Origin of the sequence: Arthrobacter sp. B1I2 (genome assembly GCF_030816485.1) — a bacterium.
Taxonomy (GTDB): Bacteria; Actinomycetota; Actinomycetes; order Actinomycetales; family Micrococcaceae; genus Arthrobacter.
Genome location: NZ_JAUSYC010000001.1, coordinates 4,029,721 through 4,047,961, shown reverse-complemented (window position 1 = coordinate 4,047,961; position 18,241 = coordinate 4,029,721). Strand labels below are relative to the sequence as shown.

18 protein-coding genes and 1 tRNA gene are annotated in these 18,241 nt (G+C 66.0%); all 19 read left to right on the top strand.

Annotated features, from left to right (window positions below):
• Nucleotides 1-3: 3 nt before the first annotated feature.
• Nucleotides 4-411 carry a cytidine deaminase gene (locus QFZ57_RS18755; RefSeq protein WP_306631982.1) on the top strand — a complete coding sequence of 136 codons (408 nt, stop codon included), beginning with the start codon at nt 4-6 and terminating at the stop codon, nt 409-411.
• Nucleotides 408-1,739 carry a thymidine phosphorylase gene (locus tag QFZ57_RS18750; RefSeq protein WP_306631981.1) on the top strand — a complete coding sequence of 444 codons (1,332 nt, stop codon included), beginning with the start codon at nt 408-410 and terminating at the stop codon, nt 1,737-1,739. Before QFZ57_RS18755 ends, QFZ57_RS18750 begins: the two co-directional genes overlap by 4 nt.
• Nucleotides 1,740-1,745: 6 nt before the next feature.
• Nucleotides 1,746-2,375, top strand: a complete 630-nt coding sequence (locus QFZ57_RS18745) for a DedA family protein (RefSeq protein WP_306631980.1) — start codon at nt 1,746-1,748, stop codon at nt 2,373-2,375.
• Between the two features lie 133 nt (nt 2,376-2,508).
• Nucleotides 2,509-3,234, top strand: a complete 726-nt coding sequence (locus QFZ57_RS18740; protein WP_306901282.1) for a DedA family protein — start codon at nt 2,509-2,511, stop codon at nt 3,232-3,234.
• 39 nt (nt 3,235-3,273) lie between these two features.
• On the top strand, nt 3,274-4,410 hold the full coding sequence (locus QFZ57_RS18735) for an adenosine deaminase (protein WP_306631978.1): 1,137 nt from the start codon (nt 3,274-3,276) through the stop codon (nt 4,408-4,410).
• 79 nt (nt 4,411-4,489) lie between these two features.
• The gene (locus QFZ57_RS18730; RefSeq protein ID WP_306632575.1) at nt 4,490-5,062 is read left to right on the top strand and encodes a MazG nucleotide pyrophosphohydrolase domain-containing protein; all 573 of its coding nucleotides are present in this window, start codon (nt 4,490-4,492) and stop codon (nt 5,060-5,062) included.
• Between the two features lie 117 nt (nt 5,063-5,179).
• The gene (gene eno, locus QFZ57_RS18725) at nt 5,180-6,460 is read left to right on the top strand and encodes a phosphopyruvate hydratase (RefSeq protein ID WP_306901281.1); all 1,281 of its coding nucleotides are present in this window, start codon (nt 5,180-5,182) and stop codon (nt 6,458-6,460) included.
• A gap of 137 nt (nt 6,461-6,597) precedes the next feature.
• Nucleotides 6,598-7,278, top strand: coding sequence for an FtsB family cell division protein (locus tag QFZ57_RS18720; protein WP_306901280.1), 681 nt, complete (start codon nt 6,598-6,600; stop codon nt 7,276-7,278).
• Nucleotides 7,279-7,305: 27 nt separating this feature from the next.
• Nucleotides 7,306-7,977, top strand: a complete 672-nt coding sequence (locus tag QFZ57_RS18715) for a DUF501 domain-containing protein (protein WP_306631975.1) — start codon at nt 7,306-7,308, stop codon at nt 7,975-7,977.
• Complete coding sequence (locus tag QFZ57_RS18710) at nt 7,974-8,921, top strand: Ppx/GppA phosphatase family protein (protein ID WP_306901279.1); 948 nt, start codon at nt 7,974-7,976, stop codon at nt 8,919-8,921. Before QFZ57_RS18715 ends, QFZ57_RS18710 begins: the two co-directional genes overlap by 4 nt.
• Before the next feature lie 4 nt (nt 8,922-8,925).
• A complete protein-coding gene (locus QFZ57_RS18705) occupies nt 8,926-10,338 on the top strand; it encodes a S8 family serine peptidase (protein WP_306901278.1) in 1,413 nt (470 codons plus the stop codon).
• A 34-nt stretch (nt 10,339-10,372) separates the two neighbouring features.
• Entirely contained in the window at nt 10,373-11,839 is a 1,467-nt protein-coding gene (locus QFZ57_RS18700) for an NAD(P)/FAD-dependent oxidoreductase (protein WP_306901276.1), read from the top strand.
• A 123-nt stretch (nt 11,840-11,962) separates the two neighbouring features.
• Nucleotides 11,963-12,526, top strand: coding sequence for a GNAT family N-acetyltransferase (locus tag QFZ57_RS18695; protein ID WP_306901275.1), 564 nt, complete (start codon nt 11,963-11,965; stop codon nt 12,524-12,526).
• A 20-nt stretch (nt 12,527-12,546) separates the two neighbouring features.
• Nucleotides 12,547-12,620 (top strand) — tRNA-Leu (locus QFZ57_RS18690).
• A 243-nt stretch (nt 12,621-12,863) separates the two neighbouring features.
• Entirely contained in the window at nt 12,864-14,096 is a 1,233-nt protein-coding gene (locus QFZ57_RS18685) for a branched-chain amino acid ABC transporter substrate-binding protein (protein ID WP_306631970.1), read from the top strand.
• Between the two features lie 156 nt (nt 14,097-14,252).
• Nucleotides 14,253-15,260, top strand: coding sequence for a branched-chain amino acid ABC transporter permease (locus QFZ57_RS18680; RefSeq protein ID WP_056332384.1), 1,008 nt, complete (start codon nt 14,253-14,255; stop codon nt 15,258-15,260).
• Nucleotides 15,257-16,504 (top strand): branched-chain amino acid ABC transporter permease, encoded by a 1,248-nt coding sequence (locus tag QFZ57_RS18675; RefSeq protein WP_306631969.1) that lies wholly within the window; start codon nt 15,257-15,259, stop codon nt 16,502-16,504. Before QFZ57_RS18680 ends, QFZ57_RS18675 begins: the two co-directional genes overlap by 4 nt.
• Nucleotides 16,501-17,448 carry an ABC transporter ATP-binding protein gene (locus tag QFZ57_RS18670; protein WP_306631968.1) on the top strand — a complete coding sequence of 316 codons (948 nt, stop codon included), beginning with the start codon at nt 16,501-16,503 and terminating at the stop codon, nt 17,446-17,448. Before QFZ57_RS18675 ends, QFZ57_RS18670 begins: the two co-directional genes overlap by 4 nt.
• Nucleotides 17,435-18,148 (top strand): ABC transporter ATP-binding protein, encoded by a 714-nt coding sequence (locus QFZ57_RS18665; protein ID WP_306901273.1) that lies wholly within the window; start codon nt 17,435-17,437, stop codon nt 18,146-18,148. Before QFZ57_RS18670 ends, QFZ57_RS18665 begins: the two co-directional genes overlap by 14 nt.
• Nucleotides 18,149-18,241 lie beyond the last annotated feature (93 nt).

Here is an 18,241-nt window from a genome sequence, read left to right as displayed (position 1 = left end):
GCCATGGACAACGCACAGGCCGTGGACTGGGCAGCCCTGGAGGCAGCCGCCGTCGCCGCCATGAAGAATGCCTATGCCCCGTACTCAAAGTTCCCGGTGGGGGCTGCCGCCCTGACCGGGGACGGCCGGATTGTCAGCGGCTGCAACGTGGAGAACGCCAGCTACGGGCTGACCCTCTGCGCGGAATGCGCCCTGGTGGGGAACCTGCACATGACCGGAGGCGGGCTGCTGCGCGCCTTCTACTGCGTTGACGGGGCAGGGAATGTCCTCATGCCCTGCGGCCGGTGCCGCCAGCTGCTGTACGAATTCCGGGCCCCGAACATGCAGGTCATGACCACCCAAGGCATCAAGACCATGGACCAGGTGCTGCCTGACGCCTTTGGTCCCGAACACCTGGAGGAGACCCGGTGACAGATAACCGCGTTGCGAACAACACGGCCGAGGCGTTCGACGCCGTTGACATCATCCGCACCAAGCGGGACAAGGGAACGCTGAGCCCCGAACAGATCGACTGGACGATCGACGCCTACACCCGTGGAGCCATCGCCGATGAGCAGATGGCGGCCCTGAACATGGCCATCCTGCTCAACGGCATGGACCGCGCCGAAATTGCCCGCTGGACGGCAGCCATGATCGCATCCGGCGAACGGATGGATTTCTCCAGCCTCCGGCGTCCCGACGGCGGCCTGAAGTACACCACGGACAAGCATTCAACGGGCGGGGTGGGGGACAAGATCACCCTGCCCCTGGCGCCGCTTGTCGCGGTGTTCGGCGTCGCCGTTCCCCAGCTGTCAGGCCGCGGGTTGGGGCACACCGGTGGCACCCTGGACAAGCTCGAATCCATTCCGGGATGGCGGGCAAACCTCAGCAACGATGAGATCCTGGCCCAGCTCCAGGACGTGGGCGCCGTTATTTGCGCTGCGGGCGCCGGGCTGGCCCCCGCAGATAAGAAGCTCTACGCCCTGCGCGACGTCACCGGCACGGTGGAAGCGATACCGCTGATCGCGTCGTCCATCATGAGCAAGAAGATCGCCGAGGGCACCGGTTCGCTGGTCCTGGACGTCAAGGTGGGCACCGGCGCGTTCATGAAGGATGAAGCCAGGGCCAGGGAGCTCGCCGAGACCATGGTGGCCCTCGGAAGGGACGCGGGGGTCAACACCGTTGCGCTGTTGACCAACATGAACACCCCGCTTGGCCTCACGGCCGGCAACGCCATCGAGGTGGAGGAATCCGTCGAGGTGCTGGCGGGCGGCGGCCCTGACGACGTCGTGGAGTTGACCGTCCGGCTCGCCGAGGAGATGCTCGCCTGCGCAGGAGTGCACGACGCCGACCCCGCCGCGGCACTCAAGGACGGCCGGGCCATGGACGTGTGGAACCGGATGATCGAGGCCCAGGGCGGTGACCCCCGGGCCGCGCTGCCGGTGGCCAGGGAATCCGACGTGGTGTACGCCCCGGCGGACGGTGTGCTGGTTGAACTCGACGCGCTCGCCGTCGGGGTGGCTGCCTGGCGGTTGGGCGCCGGCCGGGCCCGCAAGGAGGACGCCGTCCAGGCGGGGGCCGGAGTACGCATGCATGCCAAGCCGGGTGCCACCGTGCGGGCAGGGGAGCCCCTGATGACCCTGCTCACGGACACTCCGGAGCGGTTTGCCCGTGCCAGGGAAGCCCTGGAACACGCCGTCGTCATCGCCCCGGAAGGTTCGCGGCCCGCCCAGCAGCTCATCATCGACCGCATAGCATAGGGACCAATGCAGGCCATCAATGACTTCATCCTCGCCGCGGCCGGACAGCCCTGGGTGCTGGTCCTGGTACTGGCCTGCTGCGTCATTGACGGCTTCTTCCCCCCTGTCCCCAGCGAATCCGTGGTGGTGGGCCTCGCGGCCGTAGCCGCCACCGCCGATGTTCCCAACCCCCTGCTCCTGGCCCTCGTGGCGGCAGCGGGTGCCTTCTCCGGCGACAATATCGCCTACCTGCTGGGGCGTCGCGTGGGTACCACGCGCTGGGCCTGGATGCGCGGCCCGCGCATGCAAAGCGCGTTCCGCTGGGCGGGCAGCGAACTGCGGAAGCGGCCGGCGTCGCTGATCCTGGTGGCCCGCTTTGTCCCGATCGGCCGGGTGGCGGTCAACCTGACCGCAGGAGCCACCCACTATCCGCATTTGCGGTTCGTGGGCCTGACGATCCTCTCGGCCTGCCTGTGGGCCGGGTACTCGGTGGCGATCGGGCTCTTCTTCGGCCAGTGGTTCGAGGACAACCACGCCCTGGGGGCGGCAATCGCCATAGTCTGTGCGGTGGCGCTGGGCGTCGTGGTGGACCTGGTGATCAACAAGTTCCGCGGCAAACCGAATGTTGTGGAACGAATCCGGGAACCAGGCGCCTGACCAGCGCGTTTAAGGGGTAATTCCGGGCAGCGGGGCGTAGCGGACTGCGCCCCCCGCGTGGGACACTTAGGAACGATTTCCGCTTTGGCTGCGGCACTTTGGCTGTGTCATTTTTATACAGGAGCAACACCGCGTGGAGTTTATTAATGAGGCCGTGCTCCATGCAGCGGGCCAGTGGTGGATTTACCCCGTCCTGCTGGTGTTCTTCTTCGTGGACGGCTTCGCCATGGTGGTCCCCAGCGAGACCCTCATCGTGGCGTTGGCGGCGTTCTCCCTGCACAGCGGCCAACCCAACCTCTGGATCCTCGGCCTCACTGCCCTGATCGGCGCCATCTGCGGTGACAACATGGCCTACATGCTGGGCCGCAGGATCGGCCTGGACCGCTGGGGATGGATGCGCCGGCCCAAGGTACGGAAAGTCTTCGCCTGGGCCCGCTACGAGCTTGAAAAGCGCGGCGCGGTACTGATCTTCACGGCCCGGTACATCCCCTGGGGCAGGGTGGCGGTCAACTACGTCGCCGGCAGCACCGGTTTCTCCCACCGCAGGTTCTTCGTCTTCGACGCCTTCGCCTGTGTCACCTGGGTGGGGTATTCCCTTGGCATCGGCCTGCTGGCCAGCTCGTTCCCCTGGCTGCACCACAATCCGCTCCTGAGTGCGGGCATCGCGGTCGTGTTCGCCATAGTCCTGGGCATCGTCATCGACCACCTGCTGCGCTGGTGGCACAAACGGCTGGGCCGGAACGACACACCTGACGCGGAGGGGTGGAGCGAGGAATCCCCCGGCGCCGGCCATGAGGGGCGGCCCGGCACCCAGGCCCTCGTGGTGCCTTCGGCGGAGGCCGGTCCCGCGGCCAAGTAGCGGCTGGCTTTGAACCCCGCCCCACCCTAAGGTGGGAACGTGACTGAGCCCATTGTTGACGCTGCCCCTGCCATCGATTTTGACCTGAAAAACCTGCCCAAGGTTTCCCTTCACGACCACCTCGACGGAGGACTCCGTCCGGCCACCATCATCGAACTGGCGGAGGCCGTAGGCCACACGCTTCCCTCGACGGATCCGGTGGCCCTGGGGGAGTGGTTCCGCGAATCGGCCGACTCCGGATCGCTGGTCCGCTACCTGGAGACGTTCGACCACACCGTGGCCGTCATGCAGACCTACGAAGGCCTGTTCCGGGTGGCGAAGGAGTTCGTGGAGGACCTCGCCGACGACGGCGTGGTGTATGGCGAAGTCCGTTGGGCGCCCGAGCAGCACCTCCAGAACGGCCTCAGCCTCGATGAAGCCGTGGAAGCAGTACAGGACGGGCTGGAAGCGGGCGTCGAAGCTGTGTCCGACAGCGGCCGCGAGATCCAGGTGGGCCAGCTGATCACCGCCATGCGGCACGCCGACCGCGGCCAGGAAATCGCCGAACTGGCAGTCCGCCACCGCAATCGGGGTGCAGTTGGCTTTGACATCGCGGGGGCCGAGGACGGCTTCCTGCCCAGCCGCTTCAAGGAGGCCTTCACCTACCTTGCCCAACACAATTTCCCCGCCACGGTGCACGCCGGCGAAGCGGCCGGACTGGACAGCATCCAGTCCGCGCTGGTGGATGGCCGTGCCCTGCGGCTGGGACACGGCGTCCGGATCGCCGAGGACATCATGGTGGAATTCGACGACGATGAGGCGGCCGGAGACACTGTGGGCCTGGTCACCCTGGGCGACCTCTCCAGCTGGATCCGCGACCGCGGCATCGCCCTGGAAATCTGCCCCTCCTCAAACCTCCAGACCGGAGCAATCGCGGCATTCGGCGAGGGCATCGAAAACCACCCGCTGGACATGCTCTACCAGCTGGGTTTCAACGTCACCATCAACACGGACAACCGGCTGATGAGCGGCGTCACCCTGACCGATGAGTTCAACCTGCTGGTGGAAACGTTCGACTACGACCTCGACGACCTGCTGGAGCTGACCCTCAACGCCGCCGAGGCATCCTTCCTGCCCCTGGAGGAAAAGGAAGCGCTGGTGGAATACATCAACGACGCCTACGCCAACCTTGGCTGACCATAATTCCGCCCCCGGCAGTTCCGCTACAGGCGAGCTGCTGGGCCGGATAGCCCAGCTGCGTGAGCACTGCCCCTGGATGGCTGCCCTGACGCACGCTTCGCTGGTGGAATACCTCCTCGAAGAAGCGTACGAGGTGGCCGAAACGATCGAGGAGGGCCACCCCGACGCCGAGCTCCGGGGCGAGCTGGGTGACGTCCTGCTCCAGGTGGTGCTCCATGCCCGGCTCGCCGAGGAGCGTGGAGCCTTCAAGTTCGACGACGTGGCGCGCGGCCTGGATGCCAAGATGATCCGCCGCAACCCCCACGTCTTCAGGCCTGACGGTTCCCTGCGGGACAGCTTTCCCGCAACAGTGGAGCAGATCGAACAGAAGTGGGATGCGGTCAAGCGGTCAGAACGCCCGGAGCGGCGCAGCGCCTTTGAAGGAATCCCGGAGGCACTCCCGGCCCTGGCCAAGGCCCACAAATCGCTGGACCGGGCAGCCCGCGCGGGCCTGGGGCTCCCCGAGGGGGTTCCCGTCCCCGAAAGCGAGGAGGAGCTCGGAACCCTGCTGCTCGCCGTCGTGCGTTCCGCCCGGGACGGCGGCATGGACGCCGAGCGCGCCCTGCGTGCCGCGGTCCGCCGCTACCAAGGCGACCCGGCAGCATCATGACGTCCCGGCCCTGACCGGTTTGAGTAACCCGGAGCACTCTCGACTACGCTGGTCCCTGACGAGTACGTCGAGTTTTCTGCCTGATTCCCCCGTTAATCGCCCATAAGGAGCAAATTCATGGCGCTTATCGATGCCATCCACGCCCGCGAGATCCTCGATTCCCGCGGCAACCCCACCGTCGAAGTTGAAGTCCTGCTTTCGGACGGCCAGATCGGCCGCGCGGCGGTTCCCTCCGGCGCTTCCACCGGTGAGCACGAGGCCGTCGAACTGCGCGACGGCGACAAGGGCCGCTACCTCGGCAAGGGCGTGCAGAAGGCCGTCGACGCCGTGATCGACCAGATCGCCCCCGCCCTGACCGGCTTCGACGCCACTGACCAGCGCAGCATCGACCAGGCCATGCTGGACCTGGACGGCACCCCCAACAAGGGCAAGCTCGGCGCCAACGCCATCCTGGGCGTCTCCCTGGCAGTCGCCAACGCAGCCGCAGCCTCCGCTGACCTGCCGCTCTACAAGTACCTGGGCGGCCCGAACGCGCACGTCCTGCCCGTGCCGCTGATGAACATTCTCAACGGCGGCTCCCACGCCGACTCCGACGTCGACATCCAGGAATTCATGATCGCCCCGATCGGCGCCGAGACCTTCTCCGAGGGCCTGCGCTGGGGTGTTGAGGTCTACCACAACCTCAAGTCCGTCCTGCAGGCCAAGGGGCTGTCCACCGGCCTGGGCGATGAGGGCGGCTTCGCCCCGAACCTGCCGTCCAACCGTGCTGCACTGGACCTGATCCAGGAAGCCATCAAGAACGCCGGCTACACCCCGGGCAAGGACATCGCCCTGGCCCTGGACGTCGCATCCTCCGAGTTCTTCAAGGACGGCGCCTACCAGTTCGAGGGCAAGTCCCTCTCCGCCAGCGAGATGAGCGCCTACTACGCCGAACTCGTCGCCGACTACCCGCTGGTCTCCATCGAGGACCCGTTGGATGAGAACGACTGGGAAGGCTGGAAGACCCTCACCGACGCGATCGGCGACAAGGTCCAGCTGGTCGGTGACGACCTCTTCGTCACCAACCCCTCCATCCTGCAGCGCGGCATCGACACCAGGACCGCCAACTCCCTGCTGGTCAAGGTCAACCAGATCGGTTCCCTGACCGAGACCCTCGACGCCGTCAGCCTGGCCCAGCGCGCCGGCTACACCACCATCACCTCGCACCGCTCCGGCGAAACCGAGGACACCACCATCGCCGACATCGCGGTAGCCACCAACGCCGGCCAGATCAAGACTGGCGCACCGGCCCGCTCCGAGCGTGTTGCCAAGTACAACCAGCTCCTGCGCATCGAAGAGGAACTGGACGACGCCGCCCGCTACGCCGGACGCAGCGCGTTCCCGCGTTTCAAGGGCTAGTAACCGCCTAAACGCAGCCGCGGTGGCTATGGTTGAAAGACCATGGCCACCGCTGTTGTTTCCAGCAGCATTTGGTCCAGCAGTGTTCGTCCAGCACAGATAGTGGCGGCCCAGGCGGGCTGCGTTTCAGGAGTGTCATGGCTACCCGCCGCCCCAAAGTCCCCAAGGTTGCCCCCGCCCGTCCGGCCAGGGAAACGGCCGACGACGGATCCTCAGGCGGTGCCGAGGTCATCCGGGCGGACTTCCGGCCGGCCAAGGGCGCGGCCACGACGGAGTCTGCACCTTTGAGCGGCGGCCACGGGCGTGGAACTGCCGGCCATTCCGCCGGAAAGAAGGGGCAGGCACAGAAGCCCAAGCCAGCCGCCGCAGGCAAAGGGATCAGTTCCGCTGACGGAAAGGACGTCCCGGCCGGTGATGGGGAACAGCACCCGGTCCCCGCCAAGGCGTTCTCCGGCCGCATGCTGGCGCTGGCCGTGGTGATGGTCGCCATCACCATCATGCTGGCGCCCACGGTGAAGATCTTCTTCGACAAGAAGGCTGAAATCGACGCGCTGAACGCCGACATCGCCGCACGTCAGGCCGAAGGTGATGTCCTCCGCCAGCAGGTTTCACGCTGGCAGGATCCCAACTACGTCAAACAGCAGGCCCGCGACCGCATTAACATGGTTATGCCGGGCGAAACCGGCTACTGGGTTTTTGGCAGCGATGAGCCGGCCGGAGAAAGCAGTAGCCCCGCCGGCGCAGCAGCACAAGACCCCGCCGATCTGCCGTGGGTGGATTCCCTGTGGGAGTCCATCAGGCGCGCGGCCACAGACTGAACCGCACAGGAAGGACGGCCCGCGACAGTGGAACACAACACGGCAGCCGCCCGGGACGAATCCCGCCAACCGAACGCACACGACCTTGAAGTACTGAGCAGGCAGCTGGGACGTCCCGTCCGCGACGTCGTGGAGATTCCGGCGCGCTGCGTCTGTGGAAACCCGCTGGTAGCCGCCACCGCCCCCCGCCTCAGCAACGGCACCCCGTTTCCCACCACCTTCTACCTGACGCACCCGGTAATCACTTCCGCGGTTTCCAGGCTCGAAGCGGCAGGCGTCATGAACAGCATGAACGACGAACTGGCGGGTGACGCCGGGCTCGCCGCTGCATACCGGGCAGCCCACGAGGAGTACCTGGCCGCCCGTGCTGCCATCGGTCAGCGTTCCGGTATCGGCCCGGTGCCTGAAATCGACGGCGTCTCGGCCGGCGGGATGCCCACCCGCGTGAAATGCCTGCACGTCCTCGTGGGCCATTCCCTGGCGGCAGGCAGTGGCGTCAATCCCCTGGGTGACCGGGCGCTCGGAATGATCAGCGAATGGTGGACTGCGGACAGGTGCTACTGCGACGGCGCCTGGGACACCACCGGCGAGGCACCCTCCAGGGACCTCAGCCGCCACGGACCGCAGGGCCTGCCCGATCTTGTCGGACGCCCTGCCCCCGTGCGGAAGTCCGACGGCGCCACAGAGGCCGCCAAATGACCCGGGTGGCCGCCATCGACTGCGGCACCAACTCCATCCGGCTCCTGATCGCGGACATCCACCGCACCAACGGCAGCACGGCCCTTACCGACGTCGTCCGGGAGATGCGCGTGGTCCGGCTGGGCCAGGGCGTGGATGCTACGGGTGAACTGGCTCCGGAGGCGCTGGAACGGACCTTTGCCGCAACTGCCGACTACGCCCGGCTGATCAAGGAGCACGGCGCGGAGCGGATCCGCTTCGTGGCCACCTCCGCAAGCCGCGATGCCCGCAACCGCGACGTCTTCGTGGAAGGCATCCGGGACCTGCTGGGAGTGGAACCGGAGGTCATCTCCGGGGACGAGGAAGCGGCACTGTCCTTTGCCGGTGCCAGCAGCGTCCTGCCCATCCTCGACGGCCACCAGGTGCTGGTGGTGGACCTCGGCGGGGGAAGCACCGAGTTCGTCCTCGGTACCGCCGACGGGGTGACCGCAGCAAAGTCCGTGGACATCGGCTGTGTCCGCCTGACCGAACGGCACTTGCGCGACGATCCGCCCACCGCCGGACAGATCGCCGCCGCGGAAGCTGACGTGGACGCTGCCATTGCCCGCGCCGGACGCGACGTGCCCCTGGAACGCGCTACCGCCGTCGTCGGCGTTGCCGGATCCGTCACCACCATCACCGCGCATGCGCTCCGCCTGCCGGAATACTCGCCGGACGCCATCCACGGCGCTGAACTGCCCATCGGGGAAGTGCGTGCCGCCGCCACCGACCTGCTGGGCATGACCCGGGCGCGCCGTGCTGCGCTGCCGTACATGCACCCCGGACGCGTGGACGTCATCGGTGCAGGGGGGCTGGTGTGGCGCCGCATCCTGGAACGGATGGGGGAGCTGACCGGCGGGAGGATTACCGCGGCCACCGCAAGCGAGCACGACATCCTCGACGGCATCGCGCTGAGCATTGGTTAAACCCATGCACTCCATCCCAGCTACCACTCCGCTTGGGCCCCGGGCGGCAGCCGCCGCAGTGGCCCTTCTCCTGGCAGCGTGCTGCCTGTGCGCCGGCCTCTTTACGGCACCCGCCGCAAGCGCTGACGAATGGCGCGACAAAGAATACTGGCTGGCAGACTCCGGTGTTACCAAGGCCTGGGAAGTGTCAAAGGGTGCCGGCGTCAAGGTGGCCGTCATCGACAGCGGCATCGATGCCCAGCACCCGGACCTCAAGGGCGCCGTCGTGGGCGGTTACGACGCCTCGGGCTCAGGCCAGCCGGACGGGCAGAAGAGCGTTGGTTCCAAGCCCGAACACGGCACCCTGGTGGCCACCATGCTGGCAGGCCGCGGACACCAGCCCGCCAGTGCGAGCCCCAGCCCCAGTCCCGGGCCGGCGGGCACTCCGCCGGACGGCATCATGGGCGTCGCGCCGGAAGCCCAGCTGCTGTCCGTCTCCACCTGGCTGGGCTCGGCCAACCCCTCGGGTAAGAGCGACCAGGACCAGATTCCGGAGGCGGTCCGCTGGGCCGTGGACAACGGCGCCAAGGTGATCAACATTTCGCTCGGCAGCACAACACCCCAGTGGCCGCAGAGCTGGGACGCCGCCTTCCTGTACGCAGAACAAAAGGACGTGGTCATCGTTGCCGCGGCCGGCAACAGGGTGGGCGGCAACACCCAGGTCGGTGCCCCCGCCACCATTCCAGGCGTCCTCACCGTCGCCGGCCTGGACCGCAAGAATCTTGCGAGCGTGGACGCTTCTTCGCAGGGCATCAGCATCGGTGTGGCTGCCCCGGCCGAGGACCTCCTGGGCGGGCTGCCGGGCGGGAGCTACGCGGAGTGGGCCGGAACATCCGGCTCCACCCCCATCGTCGCCGGCGTCGCCGCCCTGATCCGGTCCAAGTGGCCGGGCATGAGCGCCGAGCAGGTGATCAACAGGATTGTTTCCACGGCAAAGGACGCCGGCGCTCCGGGCAAGGACCCGCTGTACGGCTACGGCATCCTTAATGCCGAGGCTGCGCTCAAGGCCGACGTCCCCGAGGCCTCAGTCAACCCGTTGGGCACCATCGCCGAGTGGATCCGCGTGCACCGGCGCGGCAACCCTGCTCCCGCAACACCGGCGCCCACCGCCGCCGCCCCGGTGCCCAGCGCGGCACCCACGCTGCCCGAGGCCACCGTTCCCGCAGCCAAGGCGCCCTCGCAGCGGGACAGCGCCATTGGCGCCGCCGTCGTGATCGGGTTTGCTGTCCTGTTCGTGGCGATCATCGCGGCAGCTGCCGTCCAGCTCCGGCGGGCTGCCCGCAACCCTGCCCTTGCGGGGGAGGAGCCAGATACCGGCGTGATGGAACGGGTGAACTTGCGCAGTCATACGCACGTTACGGACCGCCGGCCAAGTTAGTGAAGATTTTCACAAACTGCGCTATCCTTAAACTATGGCAACCACCCCACAGCTCCAGGACCGTCCCAGGGTACTCGTCGTCGGCGGCGGCTACGTCGGCCTGTACGTAGCACTGAAACTGCAGAAGAAGATCGCGAAGGCCGGTGGCATCGTCACCGTCGTTGATCCACTGCCCTACATGACCTACCAGCCCTTCCTCCCCGAGGTGGCCGGCGGCAACATTGAAGCCCGCCACGCGGTGGTTTCCCACCGCCAGCACCTCAAGCAGACCGAACTGATCCAGGGCCGCGTTACCTCGATCGACCACGTCAACCGGACGGCTGTGGTGGCCCCCGCCGATGGCGGCGAGAACTTTGAGGTTCCCTACTTCGATGTCGTGCTCGCAGCAGGCGCCATCACCCGTACGTTCCCCATCAAGGGCCTGGCGGACAAGGGCATCGGCCTGAAGACCATCGAGGAAGCCGTTGCCCTGCGCAACAAGCTGCTGGAGCGCATCGAGGTTGCCTCCACCATGACGGACCCTGCAGCCCGCGCCAGGGCCCTCACCTTCGTGGTGGTCGGCGGCGGCTTTGCCGGCATCGAGTGCATCACCGAGATGGAAGACCTCGCCCGCGCTGCCGTGCGCAACAACCCGCGCATCAAGCAGGAGGAAGTCCGCTTCGTCCTGGTCGAAGCCATGGGCCGCATCATGCCCGAGGTCACCGCCAAGCAGGCCGACTGGGTGGTTGAGCACCTGCGCAGCCGCGGCATCGAGGTCCTCCTGAACACCTCGCTGGACAGCGCGGAAGGCACCCTGAAGCTCATCAACCTTCCGGACAAGACCCCCGCCCAGGAATTCGAGGCGGACACCCTGGTGTGGACGGCCGGCGTGCAGGCCAACCCGATGGTCCGCTCCACCGACTTCCCGCTCGAGCCGCGCGGCCGGGTCCGCGTCCTGCCGGACCTGCGCATTGCCGGCGATGAAGGCATCGTGGAGAACGCCTGGGCAGCCGGCGACATCGCCGCTGTTCCGGACCTCACCGGCAAGGGCCTGCCGGACGGTACCTGCGTCCCCAACGCCCAGCACGCCCTGCGCCAGGCCAAGCGCCTCGCCAAGAACCTGTGGGCCTCGCGCTGGGACAAGCCGCTGGCGGACTACAAGCACAAGAACCTCGGTGCCGTGGCCGGCTTTGGCGAATGGAAGGGTGTTGCCAACATCAACCTCCTTGGCCGGATCGGGCTCAAGGGCGGACTGGCCTGGCTGGCCCACCGCGGCTACCACGGCATGGCCATGCCGACGTTTGAGCGCAAGTTCCGCGTCATCCTGAACTGGATCATCGGCTTCTTCGCCGGCCGCGACACAACCCAGCTGGTGGACCTGGACAACCCGCGCGGCGCGTTCGTGTCAGCAGCCACCCCCGCCCCGAAGCCCGCGGCTGCACCCGCAGCCGTTCCGGCCGGCGGCTCCGGTTCAACGGCCCCCACCGCTCCCAAGGAAACGGTGGCGGCCAACGCCAAGTAGCGGGTTCGTTCCACCGCTTTTACAGCGCCCGACGGCGGCCGTCCCCTTTGCGGGGCCGGCCGCCGTCGGCGTTTCCGGGCAATACCGGTCCACCCCGCTGTGCGGGTCCCTTACACTGGCCGGGTGAGCCGTGAAGAGCCAACCGCCCCCGCCGGCCTTGTCCTCCGGGAGGAGCTTCCCGCCGACCGGACCGCAATCCTCGCCCTGACAGCACAGGCTTTCGCTGTTTCCCCGGCCACTGGACTGCGCGTCGAGGGGGAGCCTTTTGAGGTTGAGGTCCTCCGGCGGCTCTTCGACAGCAAGGACTACATTCCCGCCCTGAGCGTGGTGGGCCTTCTGGGCCATGAAATTGTTGGCCACGTCATCAGCACAAGGGGATGGGTGGGCAGCCACCGTGTTCTGGGCCTGGGGCCTCTCGGCGTCCTTCCGCGGCTGCAACGCCGCGGGATCGGTTCAGCGCTGATGCAGGAGTCGATTGCGCGGGCCAACGCGGCGGGGGAGAGCGGCATCGCCCTGCTGGGCAGCACGCTGTATTACCCCCGCTTCGGTTTTGTTCCAGCCCGGACCGTGGGGGTCCTCCCGCCGGAGGATGCATGGGGAGCGCATTTCCAGCTGCTGCCGCTGAACGCATTGTCCCGCGACATCCAAGGCACCTTCCGATTCGCGGGCGCTTTCACCCGCCCATGACGGGATACCATTGTCCCGGCGCCCCAGTAGCCCAATTGGCAGAGGCAGCGGACTTAAAATCCGCGTGTTGTGGGTTCGAGTCCCACCTGGGGTACAGACTGTCCCTCCATGACGCTAGCCATACCGGACCGCCGAAAGCCGCCAGCCCAGCAGGCGGCTTTCCGCGTTTAATGCCCCACAGGAAACTACTGTTATAAGGCTGTGACCTCAGTCACTTAGTTTCGCTGGCCTCTATGCACTAGCTTGAACCTAAATCAGGAATACCTGGTCCCGCTCCGGGCGCCACCGCGCCCGTTCCGCACCCGCATCGCACGGTCCTGTTTCGGAAGGCAGATTAATGTACCGAAAGAAAGTCCTCACTTCGTTGGCAGCGGCAGCCACGTTCAGCATGCTGCTGTCCGCCTGCGCCAACCAAGCGGGCCCCAGCAACTCCGAGAGCTCAGGCTCGTCCAACAAAGTGAACATCCCCGCCATTTCGAAAGTGGACGTCCCCTCCGGCGCTGTCATGCCAGCCGGCGACGGCAAGGCAACCTGCCCGGCCACCACCACGCTGGCCTACGCCGGTGCACAGACCGGGCCCAACGCCCAGCTCGGCGTCAATATCTTCAACGGCATCCAGCTGGCCATCGACCAGCACAACAAGGCCAACCCGGGCTGCCAGGTCCAGTTCAAGAAGTTCGACACCGAAGGCGACCCGAACAAGGCCACCGGCCCCGTCACCCAGCTGGTGAGCGAGCCGAACATTCTGGGTGTGATCGGCCTCCCGTTCTCGGGTGAATCCAAAGCCACAGGCAACATCTTCGAGCAAAAGGGCCTGGTACACATCACGCCGTCGGCTACCAACCCGGGCCTGACGGGGAATGGGTGGACCACCTTCTTCCGGGGCCTCGGCAACGACGCCGTCCAGGGCCCGGCGGCCGCCAAGTTCCTCACCGGCAAGCTCGGCGCCAAGAAGATATACCTCGTCCAGGATGACTCCGACTACGGCATCGGCCTGGGAACCTCCACCTCGGCCGGGCTGGGCAGCGCCCTGGCCGGAACAGAAAAGGTAACCACCGGCCAGAAGGACTTCTCGGCAGTCATCTCCAAGATCATGAATGCCAAGGCCGACGCCGTTTTCTACGCCGGCTACTATGCCGAGGGCGCGCCCTTCGACCAGCAGCTGGTAGGCAAGGGCTTCACCGGAACGTTCGTGGCGCCCGACGGCGTCAAAGACGACCAGTTCATCAAGCAGGCAGGCGACGCCTCCAACAACGCCTACTTCACTTGCCCCTGCATCCCGGGTGAACTGATTCCCGACTTTGCGTCGGCATACAAGGACAGCGCCAAGGGCGCAGAACCCGGTACGTACTCCATTGAGGGCTACGACGCCGCAACCGTCCTCCTGTCTGGCATCGACGCAGGCAAGCAGAGCCGTCCGGACCTGCTGGCCTGGGTCAAGTCCTACGACAAGGCCGGCCTGAGCAAGCACTACAAGTGGGATGCCAAGGGCGAGCTCCAGGCTCCGGCCGTGTACGGCTACAAGGTGGAAAACGGGAAGATCGTTCCCATCGGCCCCATCGGGGAGTAGCAGCCCGGCGAAAGACAATGGCTGTGGGGGCCAGCATCAGCAGGCCCCCACAGCCTTTTCTTCGCTTGGCAGCAGCCCAGAACCAAGTTACGCCAATAGACACAAGTCCCACGGCCGGGCCCACAAAGCCGCGTGCAACTGGATCAGGATGTTCCCATGCTTCCCTCTCTTGTCCCACTACTGCCGACTGAAAACGACTGGATCACCTTCGACATACCGTCCCTGGCCCAGAACTTCTGGAGCGCCACCTTTGACGGGCTCACGTTCGGGGCCATCTACGCGCTCGTTGCGCTGGGTTACACCTTGGTCTACGGCGTTCTGAACCTGATCAACTTCGCCCACTCGGAAGTGTTCATCGTGGGCTGCTACGCAGTCTTCTTCACCCTCAGCAGCCTGGGGTTCGGCCCCTCGGTTCCCCGGCTCGACATTTGGGCCATCATCCTGAACCTGCTGCTGGCGCTGGTCCTGGCCATGGTTGCCTCGGCCGTCACAGCCTTCCTGCTGGAACGCATCGCGTACAAACCCCTTCGGCAACGGAACGCCCCCCGCCTGGTCTTCCTGATTACCGCCATTGGTGCTTCCTTCACCATCCAGTACTTGATCTACCTGTGGCGTGGTCCCAGCCCCGAGCTGGCACTGACCATGTTCCGGCCCACTCCCATCTTCGACGTCTTCGGCACCATCGTCGATTCCCAACAGCTTGTGATCATCATCGCCGCGGTGATCATGATGGTGGGCATCGACAGGTTCATCAGCAAGTCCCGCACCGGCCGCGGCATCCGGGCCGTTGCCCAGGATCCTGACACCGCAACATTGATGGGCGTCAACAAAGAGCGCATCATTATTACCACCTTCATCATCGGAGGCCTGCTCGCAGGAGCCGCCGCCTTGTTCTACGTAATGAAAATTCCGTCCGGTGTCCAGTACAGCGGCGGCTTCGTCCTGGGTATCAAGGCGTTTGCAGCCGCAGTGCTCGGCGGCATCGGCAACGTCCGCGGGGCCCTCCTCGGCGGCCTGCTGCTCGGCCTGATCGGCAACTACGGCCAGATCCTGCTGGGCAACTCGCAGTGGACCGACGTCGTGGCGTTCGTGGTGCTGGTGCTCGTGCTGCTGCTGCGGCCCGAAGGCATCCTGGGAACCTCCCTTGGAAGGAGCAAAGCATGAGTATGACGGACGGCCCCACACCGCTTCAGACAGCGGCCGCCGACCAGGCAGCAGAGGAACGCGAAGCATCCTCGAAAGCCGCAGGAAAGAGCGACCTCCGCCAGCGGGGCAAACGCAAGCCCGGGTACTTCTCCGACCGGTGGCACGCATTGTCCCGTCAACAGCAGTGGGCGTTCCTGATTATCGTCGTCGTGCTGGCCTACCTGCTCCCGCTGATGAACCCGCCCATCATCACCACCGAGCCCGGCAACAACTTCGCCTTGGCGTGCTTCGACATGGCCCGGTTCGCACTTATCGCCGTCGGCCTCAACGTGGTGGTGGGGTACGCCGGACTGCTGGACCTGGGATACGTCGCCTTCTTCGCGGTGGGCTCCTACTGCGCAGCGATGCTGACCAGTCCGGACTCGCCCTTCCTGCACATCCCGTACCTGTGGACCATTCCGGTGGCCATGGCGGTCACCATGTTCTTCGGCGTGGTGCTGGGCGTGCCTACCCTGCGCCTCAGGGGTGACTACCTCGCCATCGTGACGCTCGGGTTCGGTGAAATCGTCCGCATCCTGGCCACCATTATCCCGGCCATGAAAGGCCAGGTGGGCTTCCAGAACGTCGGCCACCCGCCCGGTACCGAGGCTGACGGAACGCCCATCTTCTCCAACTCGAACGGCGTGCCCTGGTACTGGCTGACACTGACCATCATCATCATCGTCACCCTCCTGGTAGGCAACCTGGAGCGCAGCCGGGTTGGCCGCGCCTGGATCGCCATCCGCGAGGACGAGGACGCCGCAGAGATCATGGGCGTTCCCACCTTCAAATACAAGGTGTGGGCCTTCGCCATTGGCGCTGCCATCGGCGGCCTTTCCGGTGCCTTGTTCGCCGGCCAGGTGGGCTTCGTCAACAACCAGAAGTTCGACGTCACCACGTCCATCCTGTTCCTCGCCGCCGTCGTGCTCGGCGGAGCCGGCAACAAGGTGGGCGCTATCCTCGGCGGAGCACTGGTCAGCTATATCCCGCTGAGGTTCACGGCCATTGCGGAGTACAAGTACCTGATCTTCGGGATTGCCCTGGTACTGATCATGATCTTCCGGTCCCAGGGGCTCCTCCCGGCCCGGCAGCGGTTGCTCGCTTACGGCAGGACGGCGCTGACCAAGGTCACCAGCCGCCAGGACACCGAACCCAAGGACACGGACAGTCCAGCAGCCGGCCCCGGCGCACATGCGGCCGGCCAGAGAGGAGCGGAAGCATGAGTTCCGAGGAAAGGCACGGCGGCTCCAGCAGCGTGGAGGAGCAGCCGGGATCCGACGGTTCCGCCGCTGTTGCGCCCGAGATCGACATCGAAGCCCTGGCCGAGGCCGGAGTTGCCCCGGAGCTTGCCGAGAAGGTGGCCCCGGACCGCGATATCGGGGTCAAGGTTGGCGACAACATCGTTGAGGTGCAGAACCTCACCATCAAGTTCGGTGGCCTCGTGGCGCTGGACAACATCAGCTTCAACATCAAGCGGGGCGAGATCCTGGGCCTCATTGGGCCTAACGGCGCGGGCAAGACCACGTGCTTCAATGCGATGACCGGCGTCTACAAGCCCACCAGCGGCAAGGTGGTGCTGGAGGGCCAGGTGCTGAACGGCATCAAGCAGCACAAGATCACCCGCCTGGGCCTGTCGCGCACCTTCCAGAACATCCGCTTGTTCGGCGAAATGACCGCCCTCGAGAACGTGGTGGTGGGCCTGGACGCGCGGCACCGCACCAGCGTAGGCGGGGCGCTGCTGCGCCTCCCCACCCACATCAGGGAGGAGAAGTCGGCCATCGAGCGGGGCATGGCCCTGCTGGACTTCGTAGGCATTGGCAGCCACGCGCATGTCCTGTCCCGGCAACTGCCGTACGGCTACCAGCGCCGGCTTGAGATCGCCCGGGCCCTTGCCACCGATCCCAAGGTGTTGTGCCTCGACGAGCCTGCGGCCGGATTCAATCCTGCCGAGAAGGAGGAGCTGATGGCGCTCATCCGCACCATCAGGGATGAGGGCTACACCGTGCTGCTGATTGAGCACGACATGAAGCTCGTGATGGGCGTGACGGACCGGATCGTCGTGCTGGAATTCGGGAAAAAGATCGCAGATGGACTGCCGCGCGAGATCCGGGAAGACCCGCGTGTTATTGCCGCCTACCTAGGGGAGCCCGAAGATGACGTTGCTTGAACTTAAGGACGTTTCCGTTCACTACGGCCGCATCCAGGCCCTGCGGAACATCTCCTTTACGGTGGACGAAGGTGAAGTGGTGGCGCTGATCGGCGCCAACGGTGCCGGCAAAACCACCACCATGCGGACCATCTCCGGGCTGTTGAACTGCTCGGAAGGCAAGGTATCTTTCGCCGGCCAGGACATCACCAAGATGAAGGCGCACATCCGGGTGGTCCATGGAATCTCCCAGGCCCCCGAAGGGCGCGGTATCTTCCCCGGCATGACCGTGATGGAAAACCTGGACATGGGGACCTTCGGGCGCAAGGACAGAAGTGGCGTGGGGAAGGACCTGGACCGCGTCTTCGACCTGTTTCCGCGGCTGAAGGAGCGGGAAAAGCAGTACGGTGGCACCATGTCCGGCGGCGAGCAGCAGATGCTGGCCATCGGGCGGGCCCTGATGTCCAACCCCAAGCTGCTGCTGCTGGACGAGCCGTCCATGGGCCTGGCCCCGCAGTTCATCCGCCAGATTTTCAAGATCATCAAGGAAATCAACAACCAGGGCACCACAGTCCTGATGGTGGAGCAGAACGCCAACCAGGCCCTGGCGGGGGCGCATCGCGCCTTCGTGCTGGAAACCGGGGAGATCACGCACAGCGGCACCGGGAAACAGCTGCTGGAAGACCCGTCGATCAAGGAGGCTTACCTGGGGGTGGGGTAGTCCTCCTGACGGGGCCCGGTGCCTGAAGCAGCCGTATCCGGTCACGGTTCGGTTGCAACCCGGCCCTCCGGGAACTTTCACGACTGCCCCCAC